This is a genomic window from Kitasatospora sp. NPDC005751, assembly GCF_040630835.1.
In the GTDB taxonomy this organism is placed as follows: domain Bacteria; phylum Actinomycetota; class Actinomycetes; order Streptomycetales; family Streptomycetaceae; genus Kitasatospora.
Genome location: NZ_JBEXYC010000010.1, coordinates 52,194 through 70,106 on the forward strand (window position 1 = coordinate 52,194; position 17,913 = coordinate 70,106).

The following is a 17,913-nucleotide window of genomic DNA, read 5'->3' on the forward strand; positions in this document are numbered from 1 at the left end:
GGTCACTCGGCGGGGCTCGTCCGGTGGAAGGCGGCGGCGTTGCGCCGGGCCCAGTCGGCGAAGGTGCCGGCGGGGCGGCCGAGCAGGCGTTCCACGTCCGGGCTGACCTGCCGTTCGGCGTCGGTCGGCGCGCCGAGGATGTCGAGCGTGCCGTCGGCCACGTGCTCCGGCATGAAGGCCAGGAGGTGCGCCCGGGCGGCCTCGCGGCTCAGCTCGACGAAGGCGAGCGGCGCGCCGGTCGCGTCCCCGAGGGCGGCGGCCTGCTCGCGCGGGGAGACCGGCGCGGGCCCGGTCAGCACGTACGTCCGGCCGTGGTGCTGCCCGTCGCCGCGCAGCACGACGGCCGCCACGGCGGCGAGGTCCGCCGGGTCCACGGTCGGCAGGGCCACATCGCCGAACGGTGCCGGCACCGTCCCGCCGGTGCGGACCGGCTCCGCCCAGGCGAAGGCGTTGGAGTGGAAGCCGCTCGGCCGCAGGATCGTCCAGTTGAGCCCGGACTCCCGGACGGCCTGCTCGAAGGCTCCCAGCCGGGCGTGAGAGGGCGGCACCGGCCGGGTGCCCAGGATCTGGGAGGAGAGCAGCACCACGTGCCGCACACCCGCGGACCTGGCCACGTCGACCAGCGCGGCCGGGCTCTCACCGCCCGTCAGCAGCTCGCCGGAGAGGAGGAGGAACAGCGCCTCGGCGCCGTCCAGGGCGGTCCGCAGGCTCTCCGCGTCCGCGAGGTCGGCGCGGTGGTGCCGCACGCCGTCCGGCAGGGTGGCGTCCGCCGGCCGCCGGGACACCGCCGTCACCTGCTCGCCCGCCGCCGCCAGCGCCTGCACCAGCGGTCGTCCGACCTTGCCCGTCGCACCCGTCACCACGATCATGTCCGTCCCCGTCCTTCGCACTTGGTTGTCGTCAATTCACCCTGCTCGCAGGGGAGTTACGGCCACCTGAGGGGATCCCCCGGTGGCGACAGGACGACGCTAACAGCCTGCGTACAGTAGGTACCTAGAGGAAAGTGACCCGGCTCGGAGGGGGCGGCATGAGCGAGATGGCCTGGGCGGCGGACGGAACGACCGATCCGGTGCGGGCGTGCCCGATCGGCCCGGTGGTCGACCTCGTGTTCAGCCGCTGGACCACCCCGGTGCTGTGGACGCTCCATGCGCACGGCCGCCAGCGCTACGTCGAACTGCAGCGGCGGGTGGCGGACATCAGCCCCAAGGTGCTCACCCAGCGGCTGCGCCGGCTGGAACGCGACGGGCTGGTCCGGCGGACGTACCACGCCGAAGTGCCGCCCCGCGTCGAGTACGAGATCACCGAACTCGGTGACAGTCTCGCCCCGCTCTTCGCCACCCTCGCCGACTGGTCCGCCGCCAATCTGGACCGCGTCGCGCAGGCCCGCGAGGAGTACGACAGCGCGCCGCCCCGCTGATCCTCGGTGGATCCGCCGGCGCCGCCATGGCGACCGCGAAGCGGGCCGACGGCGCACCACCGCCCGCGCGGGGGGCGCGGGCGGTGGTGGCGGTCCGGGCAGTACCGGTACGCCCGGTGCCGGGCGGTTCTCGGAGGGTCAGGAGATCTCGTTGCCGTTGAACGAGCCGACCACGTTGTCGCCACCGGTGTTGAAGATGTCGGCCCCGGCGAGCTGGTTGCCGGTGCCGATGACCGTGATGGTCGTGGTGGTCACCTCGGGGCCGTCGGCGAACGCCTGGGTCGGGACGGCGGCGGCGGCGCCGATGGCGGCCAGGAGGACGGCGACGGTGCGGACGGTACGGTACATGGCGTAACCCCTTCGTAGGCTAACTTGCTCTGCACACTAGGGACTCGGGGCGGGCACCGCCGGGGAATGTCACCCGGATGGTGCGCCTTGCGTGTCGCCCCCCGGCCGGGGCCGCGACCTGGCCGCGGCCCGGCCCGGGGCTTTACCCAGAGCCCGGACCGCGGCCGCGGGCGGCGCCTACGGTGGGCTGCCTCCGGCAGGCCCCACGGCCCCGCGCGCTACGAGGGCGCGGGGCGGTACACCGTCAGGGCGTTCGGCGCCTTGCCCAGCCGCAGGGCACCGGCCGCCGGCACACTCTCGCCGTCCACCGCGATCCGGTCGGCGTCGCCGAGCGAGTCGAGGCCCAGTCCGGTCAGCCGGGCCGAGTGGTAGACCCGCGAACGCGACAGCGTGCCGGAGAGGAAGGCCGCCGCCAGCCTGGTCCGGGCGAACGGGCTGCCGCCGTCCACCACGCGGATGTCCAGCAGGCCGTCGGCCAGGCCGGTCCGCCGGGTGGGGGCGAAGCCCGGCGGGTCGTAGGCGCCGTTGCCCGCGAACAGCAGCCAGAGCCGCCGGCTGCGTCCGCCGGCCTCGACGGTGACCGGTTCGGCACTTCCCAGCGCCCGGGCGACGGCCACCGCCAGGGCCGGCCACTTGCCCAGTCGGCCCTCCAACGACTCGCGGAGCCGGACCAGTTCGGGATACACGCCGAGACTGAAGGTGTTCAGGAAGATCCGCCGCTCGGTGTCGTCGACGGCCAGGCCCAGGTCGACCCCGCAGGCGGAGCCGGCCTCCACGGCGCCCGCCGTCGCCTCCAGCGACTCGATCCCGAGGTCCAGCGCGAAGTGGTTGAGCGTGCCACCGGGGAAGACGGCCAGCGGCAGGTCGCGCTCGACCGCCAGGGAGGCGGCCAGGTTGACACTGCCGTCGCCGCCGCAGACCCCGAGCGCGCCGCCGTCCGCCGCCGCCCGGTCGGCCGCCTCGGCGAGCAGGGCGGGCAGGTCGTCGTCCGGTCCGCAGACCCGCACCTGCGCGCGCGGCAGCAGCGTGTGCAGGACGGCCGCGGTGTCCTCCGGGCCGTCGGCGAGCAACGCCCCGCTCCCCGAACCGCTGTTGACCACTACCGAGAGCCCGGCCCCCTCGGTCAGCGCCGGCGCCGGCCGGGGCGGCGGGCCGGCGAGCGGCGGCCGGTCGTTCGACCGGGGCCACCAGCGAAGCGTCAGGGCCGCCAGCCCCGAACCCAGCGCGAACCCGGCCAGCACGTCTCCGGGGTAGTGCGCGCCGGTGTAGATCCGGGACGCCCCGACGGCGGCCGCCACCGGCGCCACCACGACGCCCAGCAGCGGCGCCTCGATCGCCACGGCCGTCGCGAACGCGGCGGCCGAGGCGGAGTGGCCGGACGGGAAAGAACTCGTCACCGGCTGCCGCAGCAACTGCCGCACCACCGGCACCTGGTCCAGCAACGGGCGCGGACGGCGGGTCAGCTGCTTCGCGGCGATGTTGGCCACGGCCGAGGCCATCGCCAGCGATCCGACCCCGCGCAGCGCCGCCCGCCGCCCGGCCCGGCCGCCGACCGCCCCCAGCACGGCGGCCGTGCCCATCCAGAGCACCCCGTGGTCCGCGGCCCGGCTCAAGCGCCGTAGCCACGGCTGGGCATGGCGCAGGCGCGCCAGCGCCACTCGGTCGAACAAAGCACGGTCCACTGCGTCGAGTCGCCTCATCCGGCGAGCCTAGTCGGGCTCCCGCAGATCTGCGCGGCATTGAGTACGGGTACTCAGGCGTGCCGGGCCGGAACGGCGAACACTGGTGGCAGCTCACCCGCCCACCGGAGGACCCACCAGCCATGCTCAGCCGAACCGCCGCCCTCCTCGTCCCCGCCTTCGGCTCCCTGCGGGTGAGCGCCGACCCCGAGGCCGTGCTCGCACCCGGGAGCATCGTCGCCGCCAACCACACCTCGCTCGCCGACCCCGCGATCGTGTTCGCCGCCCTGCACCGCCTCGGCGCGCGACCGGTGGTGCTCGCGACGGCCGGCCTCTGGCGGGTCCCGCTGCTGGGGCGGCTGCTGCGCCACGAGGGGCACATCCCCGTCCACCGCGGCACCGAGCACGCCGCCGACGCCCTGGACCGGGCCGCCGACGCCCTCGCTGCCGGACACCTGGTCCTCATCTACGGCGAGGGCGGCCTGCCGCGTCGTTCCGACTCCGGCGAGCTGGCGCCCGGCCCGTTCCGCAGCGGCCTCGCCCGGCTGGCGGGGGCCACCGGCGCACCGGTGGTCCCGCTCGGCCAGGCGGGCGCCCGCCGCCTGAGCTCCGGCGGCGCGGTCAAGCAGCTCGCCGGCCTCACCACCGCCCCGGCGCGCCGCCCGGCCCTGCACGTCCACCTCGGCGCCCCACTGCACCTGGACGACGACCTCGCCACCGCGACCGCCACCGCCCACCGCGCCGTCACGGCCGCCTGGGCCACCGCCGCCCGCAACGCCGCCGCCTGACGGGAGCCGCGACGCACCACCGCGTCGACCGGCCTCTGCTTCGACCGGCCTCTGCGTCGACCGGGCGACCCGAGCGGGCCGGTCGGCCCCGGGACCGCAGCCGAGGAATCGGCCCGACGCCGGGCCGCGGCACCCGACCGCGGGGACGTCGCCCCGCCCGGTGACCAGCCGCGCGGACCTGTTCGGCCCCCTCCCACCCCCGACCATCGGAGGGGCCTCCCGGGCGATCAGCACCGGCGAACCCGCCGGCGCCCCACCCGCTGCCCCCCGCGGCTGGGCCGAAGCCCTGCGACCCCACCCGCCCGGCGCAGGTGGATCACCGCCACGCACTCCGTCGGCCGCCGGGGACACCGGGTGACTCCCCGTCCCGGCCCCGCGCGTCCGCCCCGGGCACCCCGCCGGGCCTGGGCGGCGATCCCGGCGCCGCGACCGCCGACGCTCTCGGGGCGGGGCGGCTCCGGTGTCGCCGATTCCTCCGCCGGCCCCTTCGACGAGGAGGCCGCCGGGCCGCGCCGGGACGGCCGGTGCTCCGCTCGGCAGGCCCGCCTGCGGAAATCCGGTTGGCCGGGCCTGCCGGTGGCCGCGATGATGCGGTTATGTCGCGTACGTTCGAAGAGCTGATTGCCGAGGCCGAGGCCGTGTCCGTCGATGGCTGGGACTTCTCCTGGCTGGACGGGCGGGCCACCGAGCAGCGCCCCTCCTGGGGCTACCAACGCCTGCTGGGGGAGCGGCTGGCGGCGGCCTCGGCGGCGCTGGACATCCAGACGGGCGGCGGCGAGGTGCTGGCCGGCGCCGGTCCCCTGCCGCCCGCGATGGTCGCCACCGAGTCGTGGCCGCCCAACGTGGCCCGGGCGACCGGGCTGCTGCACCCGCTGGGAGCGATCGTGGTCGCGGACCCGGACGAACCCCCGCTGCCCTTCGCCGACGGGGCGTTCGACCTGGTGACCAGCCGTCACCCGGCGACGGTCTGGTGGGCGGAGATCGCCCGTGTGCTGCGGCCCGGTGGTACGTACGTCGCGCAGCACGTCGGCCCGGCCTCGGTGTTCGAGCTGGTCGAGTACTTCCTCGGCCCGCAGCCGGAGGCCCGCCTGGCGCGGCACCCCGACACCGAGAGCGCCGACGCCCGGGCCGCCGGGCTGGAGGTGACGGACCTGCGGTCCGAGCGGCTGCGGATGGAGTTCTTCGACATCGGCGCGGTCGTGTACTTCCTCCGGAAGGTGATCTGGATGGTGCCCGGCTTCACGGTCGCCGCCCATCGCGACCGGCTCCACGACCTGGACCGGCAGATCCGCGCCGAGGGTTCGTTCGTCGCCTACTCCGCACGCTTCCTCATCGAGGCCCGCAAACCGCTGTGACCTCGCGGCCGGGGGGGCCGAGCTGGTCGAGCGGCTCGGTCGGGACACCGCCGAGGAGGTGCGGTGCCGGGCCGCGTCGGACCCGCGGCTCTCCGCGGCGTCGGCGGTCCGGCTGCTCGACGACCCGGGGCCGGGGGTCCGTCATGCCGCCGCCCGCAATCCCCGGCTGCCCGCCGCCGTCCTGGTCGCCCCGCTGCGCGAGCCCGACAGCGCGGCGGTCGCGGCCGGGAACCCCGGCCTGCCGGTCCAGGTGCTGCGCGCACTGGGCCGGCGGGCCGGGACGCCGGTCCGGCCGGAGGGCTGACGCGGCCCGCTACAGGGTGCCCGCCCAGGAGTTGGTGCCGAGCAGGGTCTTGATGTCCGAGGCGAGTCCGTTGTCGGGATTCACCAGGAAGCCGAGTTCGTAGAGGGTGTCCTTGTCCCAGTTGGTGGTCAGCAGCCGGACCGGGACGTCGCCGGGGTGGGCCTGGAGGGCGAGCTTCAGCTCGCCCACCACGGTCGGGGTGATCTTGCCGAGCGGCGCCGTGATCTGCACCGGCGGCTTGGTGCCGAGTTCGGCGGAGGAGACGTCGAGGGTGGTGATCTCCTGGCCGAAGATGCTCAGCGAGCCGTCGCGCTCATTGAGCCGGCCCCGGGCCGAGATGACGTTGTCCTCGACCATCTGATCGGCCATCAGGTTGTAGGTGGCGGGGAAGAAGAGCACCTCGACCGAGCCGTCGCGGTCGGCGAGGGTGATGATGGCCCAGGCGTTGCCCGCCTTGTTGATCCGCCGGTCGACGGCGGTGATCAGGCCGGCGAGGCGCACCTCGCCCTCGGTGCGGCCGGAGCCGAGGAGTTCGGCGATGGAGGTGTCGCGGTTGCGGGAGAGGATGTGCTCGGCGCCGTCCAGCGGGTGGCTGGAGACGTACAGGCCGAGCATCTCCCGCTCCAGGCTGAGCAGTTGCCGGCGCGGCCACTCCCGGTCGGTCAGTTCGAAGTCCAGCCCGATGGCCGGTGCGCCGCCGTCCCCGGTGTCCAGGGCGCCGAACAGGTCGTCCTGGCCGATCGCCTGCTGCTTCTTCAGGCCGGTGACGGCGTCGATCGCGCTCTCGTGGACGGTGCTGAGCGACAGGCGGGTGTGGCTGAGCGAGTCGAAGGCGCCCGCCTTGATCAGGGAGTCCACGGTGCGCTTGTTGCAGACCACCAGCTCGACCTTGTCCAGGAAGTCCGCGAAGGAGGCGTACTTGCCCTTCTCCTTGCGGGTCTTGACCAGGGACTCGATGACCGGCACGCCGACGTTGCGGACGGCCTTCAGACCGAACCGGACGTCGCTGCCGACGGCGGTGAAGTCGACCACGGACTCGTTGACGTCGGGGGACAGGATCTTGATGCCCATCTGGCGGCACTCGGCGAGGTAGACCGCCATCTTGTCCTTGTCGTCCGCCACCGAGGTGAGCAGCGCCGCCATGTACTCGGCGGGGTAGTTGGCCTTGAGGTAGGCCGTCTGGTACGAGACCAGGCCGTAGGCGGCGGAGTGCGATTTGTTGAAGGCGTAGCCGGCGAACGGGACCAGCACGTCCCAGACCGCCTGGATGGCCTCGTCGGAGTAGCCGCGCTCCTTGCAGCCCGCGTGGAAGGGGACGAACTCCTTCTCCAGCACCTCCTTCTTCTTCTTGCCCATCGCGCGGCGGAGCAGGTCGGCCTGGCCGAGGCTGTAGCCGGCCAGCACCTGCGCGGCTCGTTGCACCTGCTCCTGGTAGACGATCAGACCGTAGGTGGGGCCGAGGACCTCGCTGAGCGGGGCCTCCAGCTCGGGGTGGATCGGGATGATCTCCTGCTGGCCGTTCTTGCGCAGCGCGTAGTTGGTGTGCGAGTTCATGCCCATCGGGCCCGGCCGGTACAGCGCCGAGACGGCGGAGATGTCGGCGAACTCGGTGGGCTTCATCAGCTTGAGCAGGGCGCGCATGGGGCCGCCGTCGAGCTGGAACACGCCCAGGGTGTCGCCGCGGGCGAGCAGTTGGTAGGTGGTGGGGTCGTCGAGCGCGATCTTCTCGATGTCGACGTCGATGCCCCGGTTGGCCTTGACGATCTTGATGCAGTGATCGATGATGCCCAGGTTCCGCAGACCCAGGAAGTCCATCTTGATCAGGCCCATGGCTTCGCACGACGGGTAGTCGAAGCCGGTGATGATCACGCCGTCCTTGTCCCGCATGTGCAGCGGGATCAGGTCGAGCAGCGGGGTCGAGGAGAGGATGACGGCGGCGGCGTGCACACCGGTGCCGCGGATCAGGCCCTCGATGCCCAGGCCGGTGTCGATGATCTTCTTGACGTCGGGCTCGTTCGCGTACAGCGAGCGGATCTCGGTGCCCTCGTTGTACCGCGGGTGCTTCTCGTTGAAGAGGTCCGCGAGCGGGACGCCCTTGCCCATGACGTCCGGCGGCATCGCCTTGGTGATCCGGTCGCCCATCGCGAACGGGTAGCCGAGGATGCGGTTGGCGTCCTTGACGGCGGCCTTGGCCTTGATCGTGCCGAAGGTGTTGACCTGCGCGGTGTAGGCGGAGCCGTACTTCTCGGTGACGTAGCGCACCATCTGGTCGCGCTGGCGGTCGTCGAAGTCGATGTCGACGTCCGGGGGGTTGATGCGCTCGGGGTTCAGGAACCGCTCGAACAGCAGGTCGTGCTCCAGCGGGTCCAGCTCGGTGATCCGGGTGAGGTAGGAGACCATCGAGCCGGCCGCCGAGCCTCGGCCCGGGCCGACCGGGATGCCGTTGTCGCGGGCGTACTGGCAGATGTCGGCGACCACGAGGAAGTAGGCGTCGAACCCCATCGGGGAGATGACGCCCATCTCCAGCTCGATCCGGTCCAGGACCTCCTGGCTCGGGTTGTCGCCGTAGCGGACCTTCAGCCCGGCGTCGATCTTCTTGCGCAGGAACGACGCCTGGGTCTCGCCCTCGGGGACGTCGAACTGCGGCATCCGGTCGACGTAGGTGAAGACGTCCTCGTACGACTCGACCCGCTCGGCGATCGCCAGCGTGTTGTCGCAGGCCTCCGGGAGCTCGCGGAACAGCTCGCGCATCTCGTCGGCGGTCTTGATGTAGTAGCCGGTGCCCTGGAACTTGAACCGGTTCGGGTCGTCCTTGTTCTTGCCCACGCCGACGCAGAGCAGGCTGTCGTGCGCGTCCGCCTGGTCGGCGGTGACGTAGTGCGAGTCGTTGGTCGCCAGCAGCGGGATGTTCAGCTGCTTGGCCAGGCGCAGCAGGTCCTGGCGGACGTCCTGCTCGATGGACAGGCCGTGGTCCATCAGCTCCAGGAAGTAGTTCTCCTTGCCGAAGATGTCCTGGTAGGCGCCGGCCGCCTTGACCGCCTCGTCGTACTGTCCGAGCCGCAGCCGGGTCTGCACCTCGCCCGAGGGGCAGCCGGTGGTGGCGATGATGCCGGTCGCGTTGGCCGCGATCAGCTCGCGGTCCATGCGGGGCTTCATGTAGTAGCCCTCCATCGACGCGAGCGAGGAGAGCTTGAAGAGGTTCCGCAGACCGGTCGCGTTCTGCGCCCACATGGTCATGTGGGTGTAGCGGCCGCCGCCCGAGACGTCCTTGCCGCCCTCGCCGTCGGAGCTCGCCGGGCGCTGACCGCCGGGGGACCAGAACACCTGCTTCTTCAGGAAGCGCGAAGCCGGGGCGACGTAGGCCTCGATGCCGATGATCGGCTTCACGCCGGTCTTGGCGGCGGCGTGGAAGAACTCGTACGCGCCGAACATGTTGCCGTGGTCGCTCATCGCGATGGCCGGCATGCCCTGCCGCTCGGCCTCCGCGAAGAGCTTCCCGTTCTTCGCCGCTCCGTCCAGCATCGAGTACTCGGTGTGGACGTGCAGGTGTGCGAACGTGTCGGACACGGCGGTGGGCTCCTTGTCGGTGCGGCGCGGTGCTGCGCGCTTCGGTGCGTGCGGTGCGCTTCGCTGCGGGGCGCGAGGCGGTACGGGTGGGGCTCCGGCGGGTGCGGGGCGGGGCGCGGTGCACGGGGCCGGTGGGGCTTGCGGTCCGGGGGCGTAAGCCGTCCAGGCTAGCGGGTCCCGGGCCCGGACTCGCGATCGCGGCGGCCGGTCCCGCCCGGGCGGCGTGTCGCGGGCGCGGTGCTTGACAGCGCCCTCGGCGGCGCACTGCCGACGGGGGCGGTCGGGTTCGACCCGGCGACGGGAGTGGATCTTGGACGGCTAGGCTGCTGCCCCGTCACGTCCTCGTGGAGGGCGCTTGGGAACGAGGGCGGGAGCCAGCTCATGATGGGACCGGCGCATGCGCTGTCGGGTGCGGCAGCGTGGCTGGGGGCGGGGGCGATCGCCGCGGGGCTGGGCGAGCCGATGCCCTGGCCGGTGCTGCTGGCGGGAACGCTGATCTGTGCGGGGGCCGCGCTGGCGCCGGATCTGGACCACAAGGCGGCGACGATATCCCGGGCGTTCGGGCCGGTGTCCCGGACGCTCTGCGAGGTGATCGACAAGCTCTCGTACGCGGCCTACCGGTCGACCCGGAAGAAGGGCGACCCGCGCCGCTCGGGCGGGCACCGGACGCTGACCCACACCTGGCTGTGGGCGGTGCTGTGCGGCGCCGGCGCGGCCGCGGTGGCGGTCTACGGCGGCCGCTGGGGCGTGCTGGCGGTGCTCTTCGTGCACATGGTGCTGGCGATCGAGGGGCTGCTCTGGCGCCACGCCCGGGTCTCCAGCGACGTGCTGGTCTGGCTGCTCGGGGCGACCAGCGCCTGGGTCCTGGCGGACGTCCTGGACAAGCCGGGGAACGGCTCGCAGTGGCTGTTCGACCAGCCCGGGCAGCAGTACCTGTGGATCGGCCTGCCGATCGCGCTCGGCTCGCTGGTGCACTGCCTCGGGGACGCGCTGACGGTCTCGGGCTGCCCGGTGTTCTGGCCGATCCCGATCGGGCGCAAGCGCTGGTACCCGGTGGGGCCGCCGAAGGGCATGCGGTTCCGGGCGGGCAGCTGGGTCGAGCTCAAGGTGCTCACGCCGGTGTTCATGGGCCTCGGCGGGGTCTGCGCGCTGGGGGCGCTCGGCTTCTTCGGCTGAGCCGTGCGGCCAAGGGTGCCCCTGACGTCCCGGGGTGCCCGGCCGTCAGCCGGGGCGGACGTCGCCGTGCGCCGGCCACCGGCGGTGGTACTGGTCGATGACGAAGCGGTGCCCGTGCCGCCAGCCGCCGGCGGCCGGGTGGGCGTCGCCGAGGTGGGGGTGGTCCGGCGGCAGGTCGGCGTGGACGTGGTCCAGCTCGGCGGCCTCCCGGGCGGGCCAGAGGGCGGTGGCGGCGGCCGCCGAGGCGAGCGCGACGGCGCCGAGGGCGGCGGCGGTGGCCGGGAGCCCCGCTCCGGCGGCCAGCCAGCCGGCCAGCGGGTAGGTCAGCAGCCAGCAGGAGTGGGAGAGCGAGAACTGCGCGGCGAAGGCGGCCGGCAGGTCGGCGTCGGCCGCGGAGCGGCGCAGCACCCGGCCGCCGGGGGTGAGGACCGCCGAGCAGGCCGCGCCGATCGCCGCCCAGGCGGTCAGCACGGCGCCCCAGGACCACGCGCTCGGGGCGGTGGCGGTGACGGCGGCGACGCCCGCCAGGACCACCGGCAGGGCGAAGGCGGCCGGCAGCATCACCGCCCGGTCGCCGATCCGCCCGAGCACGCGCGGCAGCAGCAGCGCGGCCAGGATGGAGCCCGCGCCGTACGCGCCGAGCGCGAGCGAGAGGGCGCCGGCCGGCCGGTGGAAGTGCTCGCGGACCAGGACGACGGTGTTGACGAACACGATGGCGCCCGCGGCGGCGACGCCGAGGTCCAGGGCGAGCAGGGCCCGCAGCCGGGGAGTGGCCCAGAACAGCCGGGTGCCGAAGGCGGCCTTGGCGTAGACGCCGCCGGCGCGCTCGACGGGCGCCGGTTTGGGCAGGACGGCGGAGACCACCAGGGCCGCCGAGGCGAGGAAGCCGGCGGCGGTGCCCGCGAACAGCCAGCCGCTGGAGAGCAGGGCCAGCAGCCCGGCGGCGAGGGCCGGGCTGAACAGGCTCTCCAGGTCGTAGGCCAGCCGGGACAGCGACAGGGCCCGGGTGTAGTCGCGCTCGGCGGGCAGCACCTCCGGCAGGGTGGCCTGGAAGGTCGGCGTGAACGCGGCGGAGGCGGCCTGGAGGAGGAAGATCAAGGCGTAGACCTGCCAGACCTGGGTGACGAACGGCAGGGTGAGCGCGACGGCGGCCCGGGTGAGGTCCATGGCCACCATCAGGGCCCGGCGCGGGATCCGGTCCGCCAGCGCGCCGGCGAGCGGGGCGATGGTGACGTACGCCACCATCTTGATCGCCAGTGCGGTGCCGAGGACGGCCGAGGCGTGGTCGCCGGCGATGTCGTAGGCCAGCAGGCTCAGCGCCACGGTGGCCAGACCGGTGCCGGCCAGGGCGACGAGCTGGGCCGTGAACAGGTGGCGGTAGGTGCGGTCGCGCAGGATGGCCGGCATGCGGTGGTCCCGTCCCCGGTCGGCGTCGTGCGGGTACGCCCACCATCGTAGCCAACATGTGCGTACCTGTGCACATGTTTCCGGCGGCGAGGGCCGTGCCGGCGGCGGTGACGGCCGCGGCGACGGCAGGGTTGGCCCGAAGCGGCGGCGACCGCACAGGTGGCGGCCCTTACGGCACTCTGATTTGCCAACCCTTTACACTCCTGTAGAGCTGGTGACCCGTTCCCCCCCGGACCGGGCCGCCCGCCGACCGGCCACCCTCGTCGCAGTGAAGGAGTCGCGGACCCCGCGATGGACGAACCTCCCAGTTCTCACCGTGCTGTTCCCGTCAAGACGTGTTCGACCAACGGGGCGGGGGTGGCACGGTGACCGACGTCCTGCTGCTGCTCCTCGCCCTGGTGCTCACCGCCGCCTGCGCGGTCTTCGTCGCCGCGGAGTTCTCCCTGACCACCGTCGAGCGGGGCGCCCTCGAACGCGCCGCCGACGCCGGTGAGCGCGGCGCCCCCGTCGCGCTGAAGGCGGCCCGGCGCCTCACCTTCCAGCTCTCCGGCGCCCAGCTGGGCATCACCATCACCAGCCTGGTGATCGGCATGGTCGCCCAGCCGGCCGTGGCGGGGCTGCTGCGCGCACCGCTGGAGGCCCTGGGCCTGCCGAGCGGCGCGGTCAACACCGTCGGGATCCTGCTCGGGGTCCTGCTCTCCACCGTCGTGCTGATGGTCGCCGGCGAGCTCGTGCCCAAGAACTGGGCCATCTCGCGCCCGCTCGCCGTCGCGAAGGTGGTGGCCGGGCCGCAGTACTACTTCTCGGCCGCCTTCTCGCCGCTGATCGGGCACCTCAACAACACCGCGAACCGGGTGGTGCGGCGCCTGGGCCTGGAGCCCGCCGAGCACCTCGCCTCCGCCCGGACGCCGCAGGAGCTGGTCGCCCTCGCCCGGCACTCCGCCCGGGCCGGCGCGATAGAGCCCGACACCGCCGAACTCTTCGTCCGCTCGCTCAACCTGCGCGAGCTGACGGCGGAGAACGTGATGACCCCCCGGGTCGACGTCCGGGCCCTGGAGGAGCACGCCACGGCGGCCGACGTCGCCAACCTCACCCGGGCCACCGGGCTGTCCCGGTTCCCGGTCTACCGCGGCAACCTCGACCAGGTCGTCGGCGCCGTCCACATCAAGGACGCGCTCACCGTCCCCGCCGACCGGCGCCACCTGCACCCGGTGGCGAACCTGGTGACCGAGCCGCTGCTGGTGCCCGAGACGCTCACCGTCGACCGCCTGCTGGACCTGCTCCGCGGCGAGGAGACCATGGCGGTGGTGATCGACGAGTACGGCGGCACCGCCGGCATCGCCACCCTGGAGGACATCGTCGAGGAGGTCGTCGGCGAGGTCGTCGACGAGCACGACCCGGCCGAACTGCCCGACCTCATCGACCTCGGCGAGGGCCAGGACGGCCGCCACCGCTGGGACGCCGACGGCATCACCCGCACCGACCAGCTCGACACCGTCGGACTGCCCGACACCGAGGGGCCGTACGAGACCCTCGCCGGACTGATCGCCGACCACCTCGGCCGGATCCCCGTGCCCGGCGACGTCGTCGAGACCCACGGCTGGACCCTGCACGTCACGGCCGTCGCGCACCACGTCGCCGAACGCGTCCGGATCAGCGGCCCGGCACCCGACGCCGACCCGGACACCGGTACCGCCGACGGCACCGGACGCCGCCCGGAGGAGAACCGATGACCGCGATCCAGCTCGTCATCGGGCTGCTCACGCTGGTGACCAACGCCTTCTTCGTCGGCGGCGAGTTCGCCCTCATCTCGGTGCGGCGCAGCCAGATCGAACCGCGCGCGGAAGCCGGCGACCGGCGCGCCCGCACGGTGATCTGGGGTCTGGAGCACGTCTCCGCGATGCTGGCCACCGCCCAGCTCGGCATCACCGTCTCCTCGCTGGTGCTCGGCGCGGTCGCGGAACCCGCGATCGCCCACCTGCTGGAGCCCCCGCTGCACAGCGTCGGCGTGCCGGACGCCCTGATCCACTCGATCGCCTTCGTCGTCGCGCTGACCGTGGCGACCTACCTCCACATGCTGCTCGGCGAGATGATCCCCAAGAACATCGCCCTGGCCGCGCCGGAGAAGGCCGCCTACCTGCTGGTGCCGCCGCTGGTCGCGGTGACCCGCGCGGTACGGCCGATCGCCTTCTCCATCAACGCCTTCGCCAACCGGATCCTGCGCCTGCTGAAGGTCGAGCCCAAGGACGAGGTCGCCTCGGTGTTCACCGAGGAGGAGCTGGCCCGCATGGTCAAGGACTCCTCCGACGCCGAACTGCTCAGCGACCGCGACACCGAGCTGTTGCGGGACGCCCTGGAGCTGGGCTCGCGCCCGGTCTCCGAGGTGGTCACCCCGCGCGAGGAGATCGTCTTCGCCGGCCCCGGCACCACGCCGGTCGAGCTGGAGCAGCTCGCCGCCCGGACGGGGTTCTCCCGCTTCCCGGTGCTGGACGCGGACCGGACGGTGCTCGGCTACCTGCACATCAAGGACGCCCTGGAGCAGGACGGCGCCCGCGACCGGCCGTTCCCGGCCCGCGCGCTGCGCCCGATCGCGCGCGTCCCCGAGTCCACCCCGCTGGACGACGTGCTGACGGCCATGCGCCGCTCCGGCACCCATCTGGCCGCCGCGATCGCCGCCGACGGCACCGCCTCCGGCCTGGTCACCATGGAGGACGTCCTCAAGGAGCTGGTCCGCCCGGCCCCCGCGCGGCCGTAGCGGCGGGCGGAACGCGCGCCCGCCGCCCGCACCCGTGACACAGCCCGCCCCGGACGCCACTGGGGCGGGCTGCGGGCTTTCCGGAGCCCGCCGCGAGCCGGCGCGACCGGCGACCGCGCCTGCCGCCCCTGCCGGCCCGGCAGGGGCGGTTTCGGCCATCCGGGGCCGGAGCGGCGCAAGAGGCACCCTTGTCGCCGCGGGCCGGGCAGCTGTTCCATGGCGGCATGGTCCGAAGCGAGCTCGTTCTGATGACCGATCACAGCTCGACCGAGGGCAGCCGGGAGATCCTGTCGACCGCCGTGCGGGAACTCACCGGCCGGGCACCCGTCCTCCTCGACGCCCGGCACTTCATGACCGGCGGCACCGGCCGGATCTCCGGCTCCGGTGCTTCCGGCGCGGGCGGCGGCCTCCGGCTGGAGGTGCCCGGCGAGGGCGTCGCCGTGACGGCCGGGGCGGTGATCGTCTACGAGATCCCGCCGCACCGGCGCCGTGACTTCGAGCAGTGCCAGCGCCTGCTCGGCGCCCACGGCGCCCGCTCGCTCGGCACCGACGTCGACGCCTGGCGGGTGGCCACCGAGAAGGACCGCACCGTCGAACGTTTCACCCGGGACGGCATCGCGCACATGCCCACCGTCGCTTTCTCCCGGCCCGCCCCGGGGGCCGTCGCCGAGGCCTTCGACCGGCTCGGCGGCGACGTCTGGGCCCGGCCGACCGTCGGGATGGGCGGCAACGACGTCTTCCACCTCACCACCGCTGCCCAACTCGCCGCCGCCGCCCGCTACTACGCCGAGGCGGGGGCCGACTGGCTGATCGCCCGCGACGCCCGGAACTTCACCGCGGACGGCCGGCGCCACCAGTACCGGGTGGTGGTCCTCGACGGACGCGTGGTGCGCGCCGTCGAGCACGTCCAGCCGGACCCGGACGCGCCCTGCAACGAGAGCCGGGGCGCTCTCTCGGTCGTCCTGCCGGAAAGTGAACTACCGGCCGGTCTCGCCGAGTTGGCGATCTCCGCGACCAAGTCGCTCGGCCTCCCGCTGGCCGGCGTCGACCTCGCGGCCGAGAGCGGCGGCGTGGTCTTCGAGGTGAACGTCCACCCGCAGTTCGGCACCGTCGGCGGCCTGGAGTCGACCGCCGTCCCGTACGTGGCCGCGCACCTCTAGCCGGGGCCGGGGCGCCACTCCGGTCGGGGCCCTGGTCGGAGGCACGGGCGCGCGGGTACTAGAATCGGGACAGTTGTGCAGGCACCTCGTTCGGTGAGGCGTCGCCACGGACACAGGCCACTGACCCCACGACGTCGAGAGACGCCCAGGTTCAGGACAGGTCTCCCCGGCCTAAGGGGTGACCCCAAGTGGCTGCACCCCCGGGTGCTACGCCGTGGCGTGCCAAAGCTCTGACGAGATCAGGGGTGCCCACCCGTTCCCGCAGGGCAGCCGTGCCCTCGGCCGTACGGCGTGGCTCGCTCCCTGATGGCCCGGTAACGGCGACCCGGGGTACGGGCGCCCCGACGGCGAGGAGGTGAGAGCTGTGGATCCCAGTAGTCCGGGCCGAAGTCGGCCCTGCCCCGGCACCGCTCCCTCTTCTCCTGGCCCCCGGCACCCCTCCTCCCGTACCGCTCCCGCTCCCCGCCGCCGCACCGCCCGTCGCTGACGACGGGCCACCGCGCGGCCGGGCGCCGTGCGCGGTGGAGGCCGGCCGGGCGCCTCCCCACCCGCCCCGGCTTCCCGCGACCGACGTCCCGGGAGCGCGGCGGACACCGAACCGTGGAGGTACCCCGCCATGTCCGACTGGCGTGTGCGCGCCGTGCGCGCGAGCAAGCGTCCGTTCTCCCGCTCCGACAACACCGCCCCCGGCGGCGAGGTCCAGCCGGCGCCCGAGCACTCGATGGACCCCCGGCCCGACCAGCCGGTCGAGCCCGTGGCGCTGGAGCGCTCCGTCGTGGAGGCCGCCGTCTACCGCGCCGGCCGCCGGGTCGAGCCGCCCGCCAGCCTCGCCGACATCTACCGCCAACTGCCCGCCAAACCCGGCACGATGGCCTGGATCGGGCTGTTCCGGCCCGCCGAGGCACAGCTGCTGGAGGCCGCCGAGCGGTTCAACCTGCACGAGCTCGCGGTCGAGGACGCCATCGTCGCCCACCAGCGGCCGAAGCTGGAGCGCTACGGCGACACGCTGTTCGTCGTGCTGCGCGCCGCCCGCTACCTGGACGACGTGGAGGAGGTCGACTTCGGCGAGGTCCACCTCTTCGTCGGCCCCGACTTCGTCCTCACCGTGCGCCACTCGCAGGCGCCCGACCTCTCCGCGGTGCGCCGCCGGCTGGAGGACGACCCGGAGCTGCTCGCCCTCGGCCCCGAGGCCGTGCTGTACGCGGTGCTGGACGCGGTGGTCGACGGCTACGCGCCGGTGATCGCCGGTCTCCAGCACGACATCGACGAGATCGAGACCGAGGTGTTCGGCGGCGACCCGCAGGTCTCCCGGCGCATCTACGAACTCTCCCGCGAGGTGATCGAGCTCCAGCGGGCCACCCGGCCGCTGCTGGAGATCATGAAGAGCCTGGAGGCGGGCTTCGGCAAGTACGGCACCGACGACGAGCTCCAGCGGTACCTGCGGGACGTCGCCGACCACGCCACCTACGCCGCCGAGCGGGTGGACGGCTTCCGGCAGATGCTGCAGAACATCCTCACCGTCAACGCGACCCTGGTGTCGCAGCGGCAGAACGAGGAGATGAAGCAGCTGGCCGAGGCCGGGCACATGCAGAACGACGAGATCAAGAAGATCTCCTCCTGGGCCGCCATCCTGTTCGCGCCGACCCTGATCGGGACCGTCTACGGCATGAACTTCGAGAAGATGCCCGAGCTCAAGTGGGCCTTCGGCTATCCGTTCGCGATCGGCCTGATGGCGCTGGTCTGCGTGAGCCTCTACTTCATCTTCAAGCGGCGCGACTGGCTGTAGCGGGGGGCGGGACGGGGACCCGACCCCGGGCGTACGGGGTCGGGACGCCGGGAGTACGGGGTCGGCCGTTCCGGCGTACGGGTCCGGCACTCCGGGCGTACGGGTCCGGGACTCCCGGCGTACGGGTCCGGCACTTCCGGCGTACGGGCCGGGACCTCCGGTGTAGGGGAC

14 protein-coding genes and 1 riboswitch are annotated in these 17,913 nt (G+C 73.7%); of the genes, 9 read left to right on the plus strand and 5 right to left on the minus strand.

What is annotated here, in order from left to right; translation table 11 throughout:
- Nucleotides 1–2: 2 nt before the first annotated feature.
- On the minus strand, nucleotides 3–869 hold the full coding sequence (locus ABZ497_RS12835; RefSeq protein ID WP_359804677.1) for an NAD(P)H-binding protein: 867 nt from the start codon (nucleotides 867–869) through the stop codon (nucleotides 3–5).
- 158 nt (nucleotides 870–1,027) lie between these two features.
- Between ABZ497_RS12835 and ABZ497_RS12840 the strand changes: the two genes are divergently transcribed.
- Nucleotides 1,028–1,417: a helix-turn-helix domain-containing protein gene (locus tag ABZ497_RS12840; RefSeq protein WP_359804678.1), complete on the plus strand. Its 390-nt coding sequence runs from the start codon at nucleotides 1,028–1,030 to the stop codon at nucleotides 1,415–1,417.
- Between the two features lie 138 nt (nucleotides 1,418–1,555).
- On the opposite strand, the gene ABZ497_RS12845 is transcribed toward ABZ497_RS12840, so the two are convergent.
- Nucleotides 1,556–1,765: a hypothetical protein gene (locus tag ABZ497_RS12845; protein WP_359804680.1), complete on the minus strand. Its 210-nt coding sequence runs from the start codon at nucleotides 1,763–1,765 to the stop codon at nucleotides 1,556–1,558.
- 218 nt (nucleotides 1,766–1,983) lie between these two features.
- Nucleotides 1,984–3,435, minus strand: coding sequence for a phosphatase PAP2 family protein (locus tag ABZ497_RS12850; RefSeq protein WP_359804682.1), 1,452 nt, complete (start codon nucleotides 3,433–3,435; stop codon nucleotides 1,984–1,986).
- A 152-nt stretch (nucleotides 3,436–3,587) separates the two neighbouring features.
- On the opposite strand from ABZ497_RS12850, the gene ABZ497_RS12855 reads away from it, so the two are divergent.
- The 3 genes from ABZ497_RS12855 to ABZ497_RS12865 all read left to right on the plus strand — a co-directional run bounded on the left by ABZ497_RS12855 (nucleotide 3,588) and on the right by ABZ497_RS12865 (nucleotide 5,891).
- The gene (locus ABZ497_RS12855) at nucleotides 3,588–4,232 is read left to right on the plus strand and encodes a lysophospholipid acyltransferase family protein (RefSeq protein WP_359804684.1); all 645 of its coding nucleotides are present in this window, start codon (nucleotides 3,588–3,590) and stop codon (nucleotides 4,230–4,232) included.
- A 596-nt stretch (nucleotides 4,233–4,828) separates the two neighbouring features.
- On the plus strand, nucleotides 4,829–5,587 hold the full coding sequence (locus ABZ497_RS12860; protein ID WP_359804686.1) for a class I SAM-dependent methyltransferase: 759 nt from the start codon (nucleotides 4,829–4,831) through the stop codon (nucleotides 5,585–5,587).
- 58 nt (nucleotides 5,588–5,645) lie between these two features.
- Nucleotides 5,646–5,891: a hypothetical protein gene (locus tag ABZ497_RS12865; RefSeq protein WP_359804688.1), complete on the plus strand. Its 246-nt coding sequence runs from the start codon at nucleotides 5,646–5,648 to the stop codon at nucleotides 5,889–5,891.
- A 9-nt stretch (nucleotides 5,892–5,900) separates the two neighbouring features.
- On the opposite strand, the gene dnaE is transcribed toward ABZ497_RS12865, so the two are convergent.
- A complete protein-coding gene (gene dnaE / locus ABZ497_RS12870; protein ID WP_352290743.1) occupies nucleotides 5,901–9,458 on the minus strand; it encodes a DNA polymerase III subunit alpha in 3,558 nt (1,185 codons plus the stop codon).
- Between the two features lie 381 nt (nucleotides 9,459–9,839).
- Here dnaE and ABZ497_RS12875 point away from each other — a divergent pair, with 381 nt between their 5' ends.
- Complete coding sequence (locus ABZ497_RS12875; protein ID WP_329491395.1) at nucleotides 9,840–10,634, plus strand: metal-dependent hydrolase; 795 nt, start codon at nucleotides 9,840–9,842, stop codon at nucleotides 10,632–10,634.
- Nucleotides 10,635–10,679: 45 nt separating this feature from the next.
- On the opposite strand, the gene ABZ497_RS12880 is transcribed toward ABZ497_RS12875, so the two are convergent.
- A complete protein-coding gene (locus ABZ497_RS12880) occupies nucleotides 10,680–12,041 on the minus strand; it encodes an MFS transporter (RefSeq protein WP_359804690.1) in 1,362 nt (453 codons plus the stop codon).
- Nucleotides 12,042–12,406: 365 nt separating this feature from the next.
- On the opposite strand from ABZ497_RS12880, the gene ABZ497_RS12885 reads away from it, so the two are divergent.
- The 4 genes from ABZ497_RS12885 (at nucleotide 12,407) to ABZ497_RS12900 (ending at nucleotide 17,742) form a co-directional block, all read left to right on the plus strand.
- Nucleotides 12,407–13,774: a hemolysin family protein gene (locus ABZ497_RS12885; protein ID WP_359804887.1), complete on the plus strand. Its 1,368-nt coding sequence runs from the start codon at nucleotides 12,407–12,409 to the stop codon at nucleotides 13,772–13,774.
- Nucleotides 13,771–14,796: a hemolysin family protein gene (locus ABZ497_RS12890; RefSeq protein ID WP_352290741.1), complete on the plus strand. Its 1,026-nt coding sequence runs from the start codon at nucleotides 13,771–13,773 to the stop codon at nucleotides 14,794–14,796. The genes ABZ497_RS12885 and ABZ497_RS12890 overlap by 4 nt, the downstream gene beginning before the upstream one ends.
- Nucleotides 14,797–15,044: 248 nt before the next feature.
- Nucleotides 15,045–15,956, plus strand: a complete 912-nt coding sequence (locus tag ABZ497_RS12895) for an alpha-L-glutamate ligase (RefSeq protein ID WP_359804692.1) — start codon at nucleotides 15,045–15,047, stop codon at nucleotides 15,954–15,956.
- A gap of 78 nt (nucleotides 15,957–16,034) precedes the next feature.
- A riboswitch (M-box (ykoK) riboswitch) is annotated at nucleotides 16,035–16,208 on the plus strand.
- A 364-nt stretch (nucleotides 16,209–16,572) separates the two neighbouring features.
- Entirely contained in the window at nucleotides 16,573–17,742 is a 1,170-nt protein-coding gene (locus ABZ497_RS12900; RefSeq protein ID WP_359804694.1) for a magnesium and cobalt transport protein CorA, read from the plus strand.
- Nucleotides 17,743–17,913 lie beyond the last annotated feature (171 nt).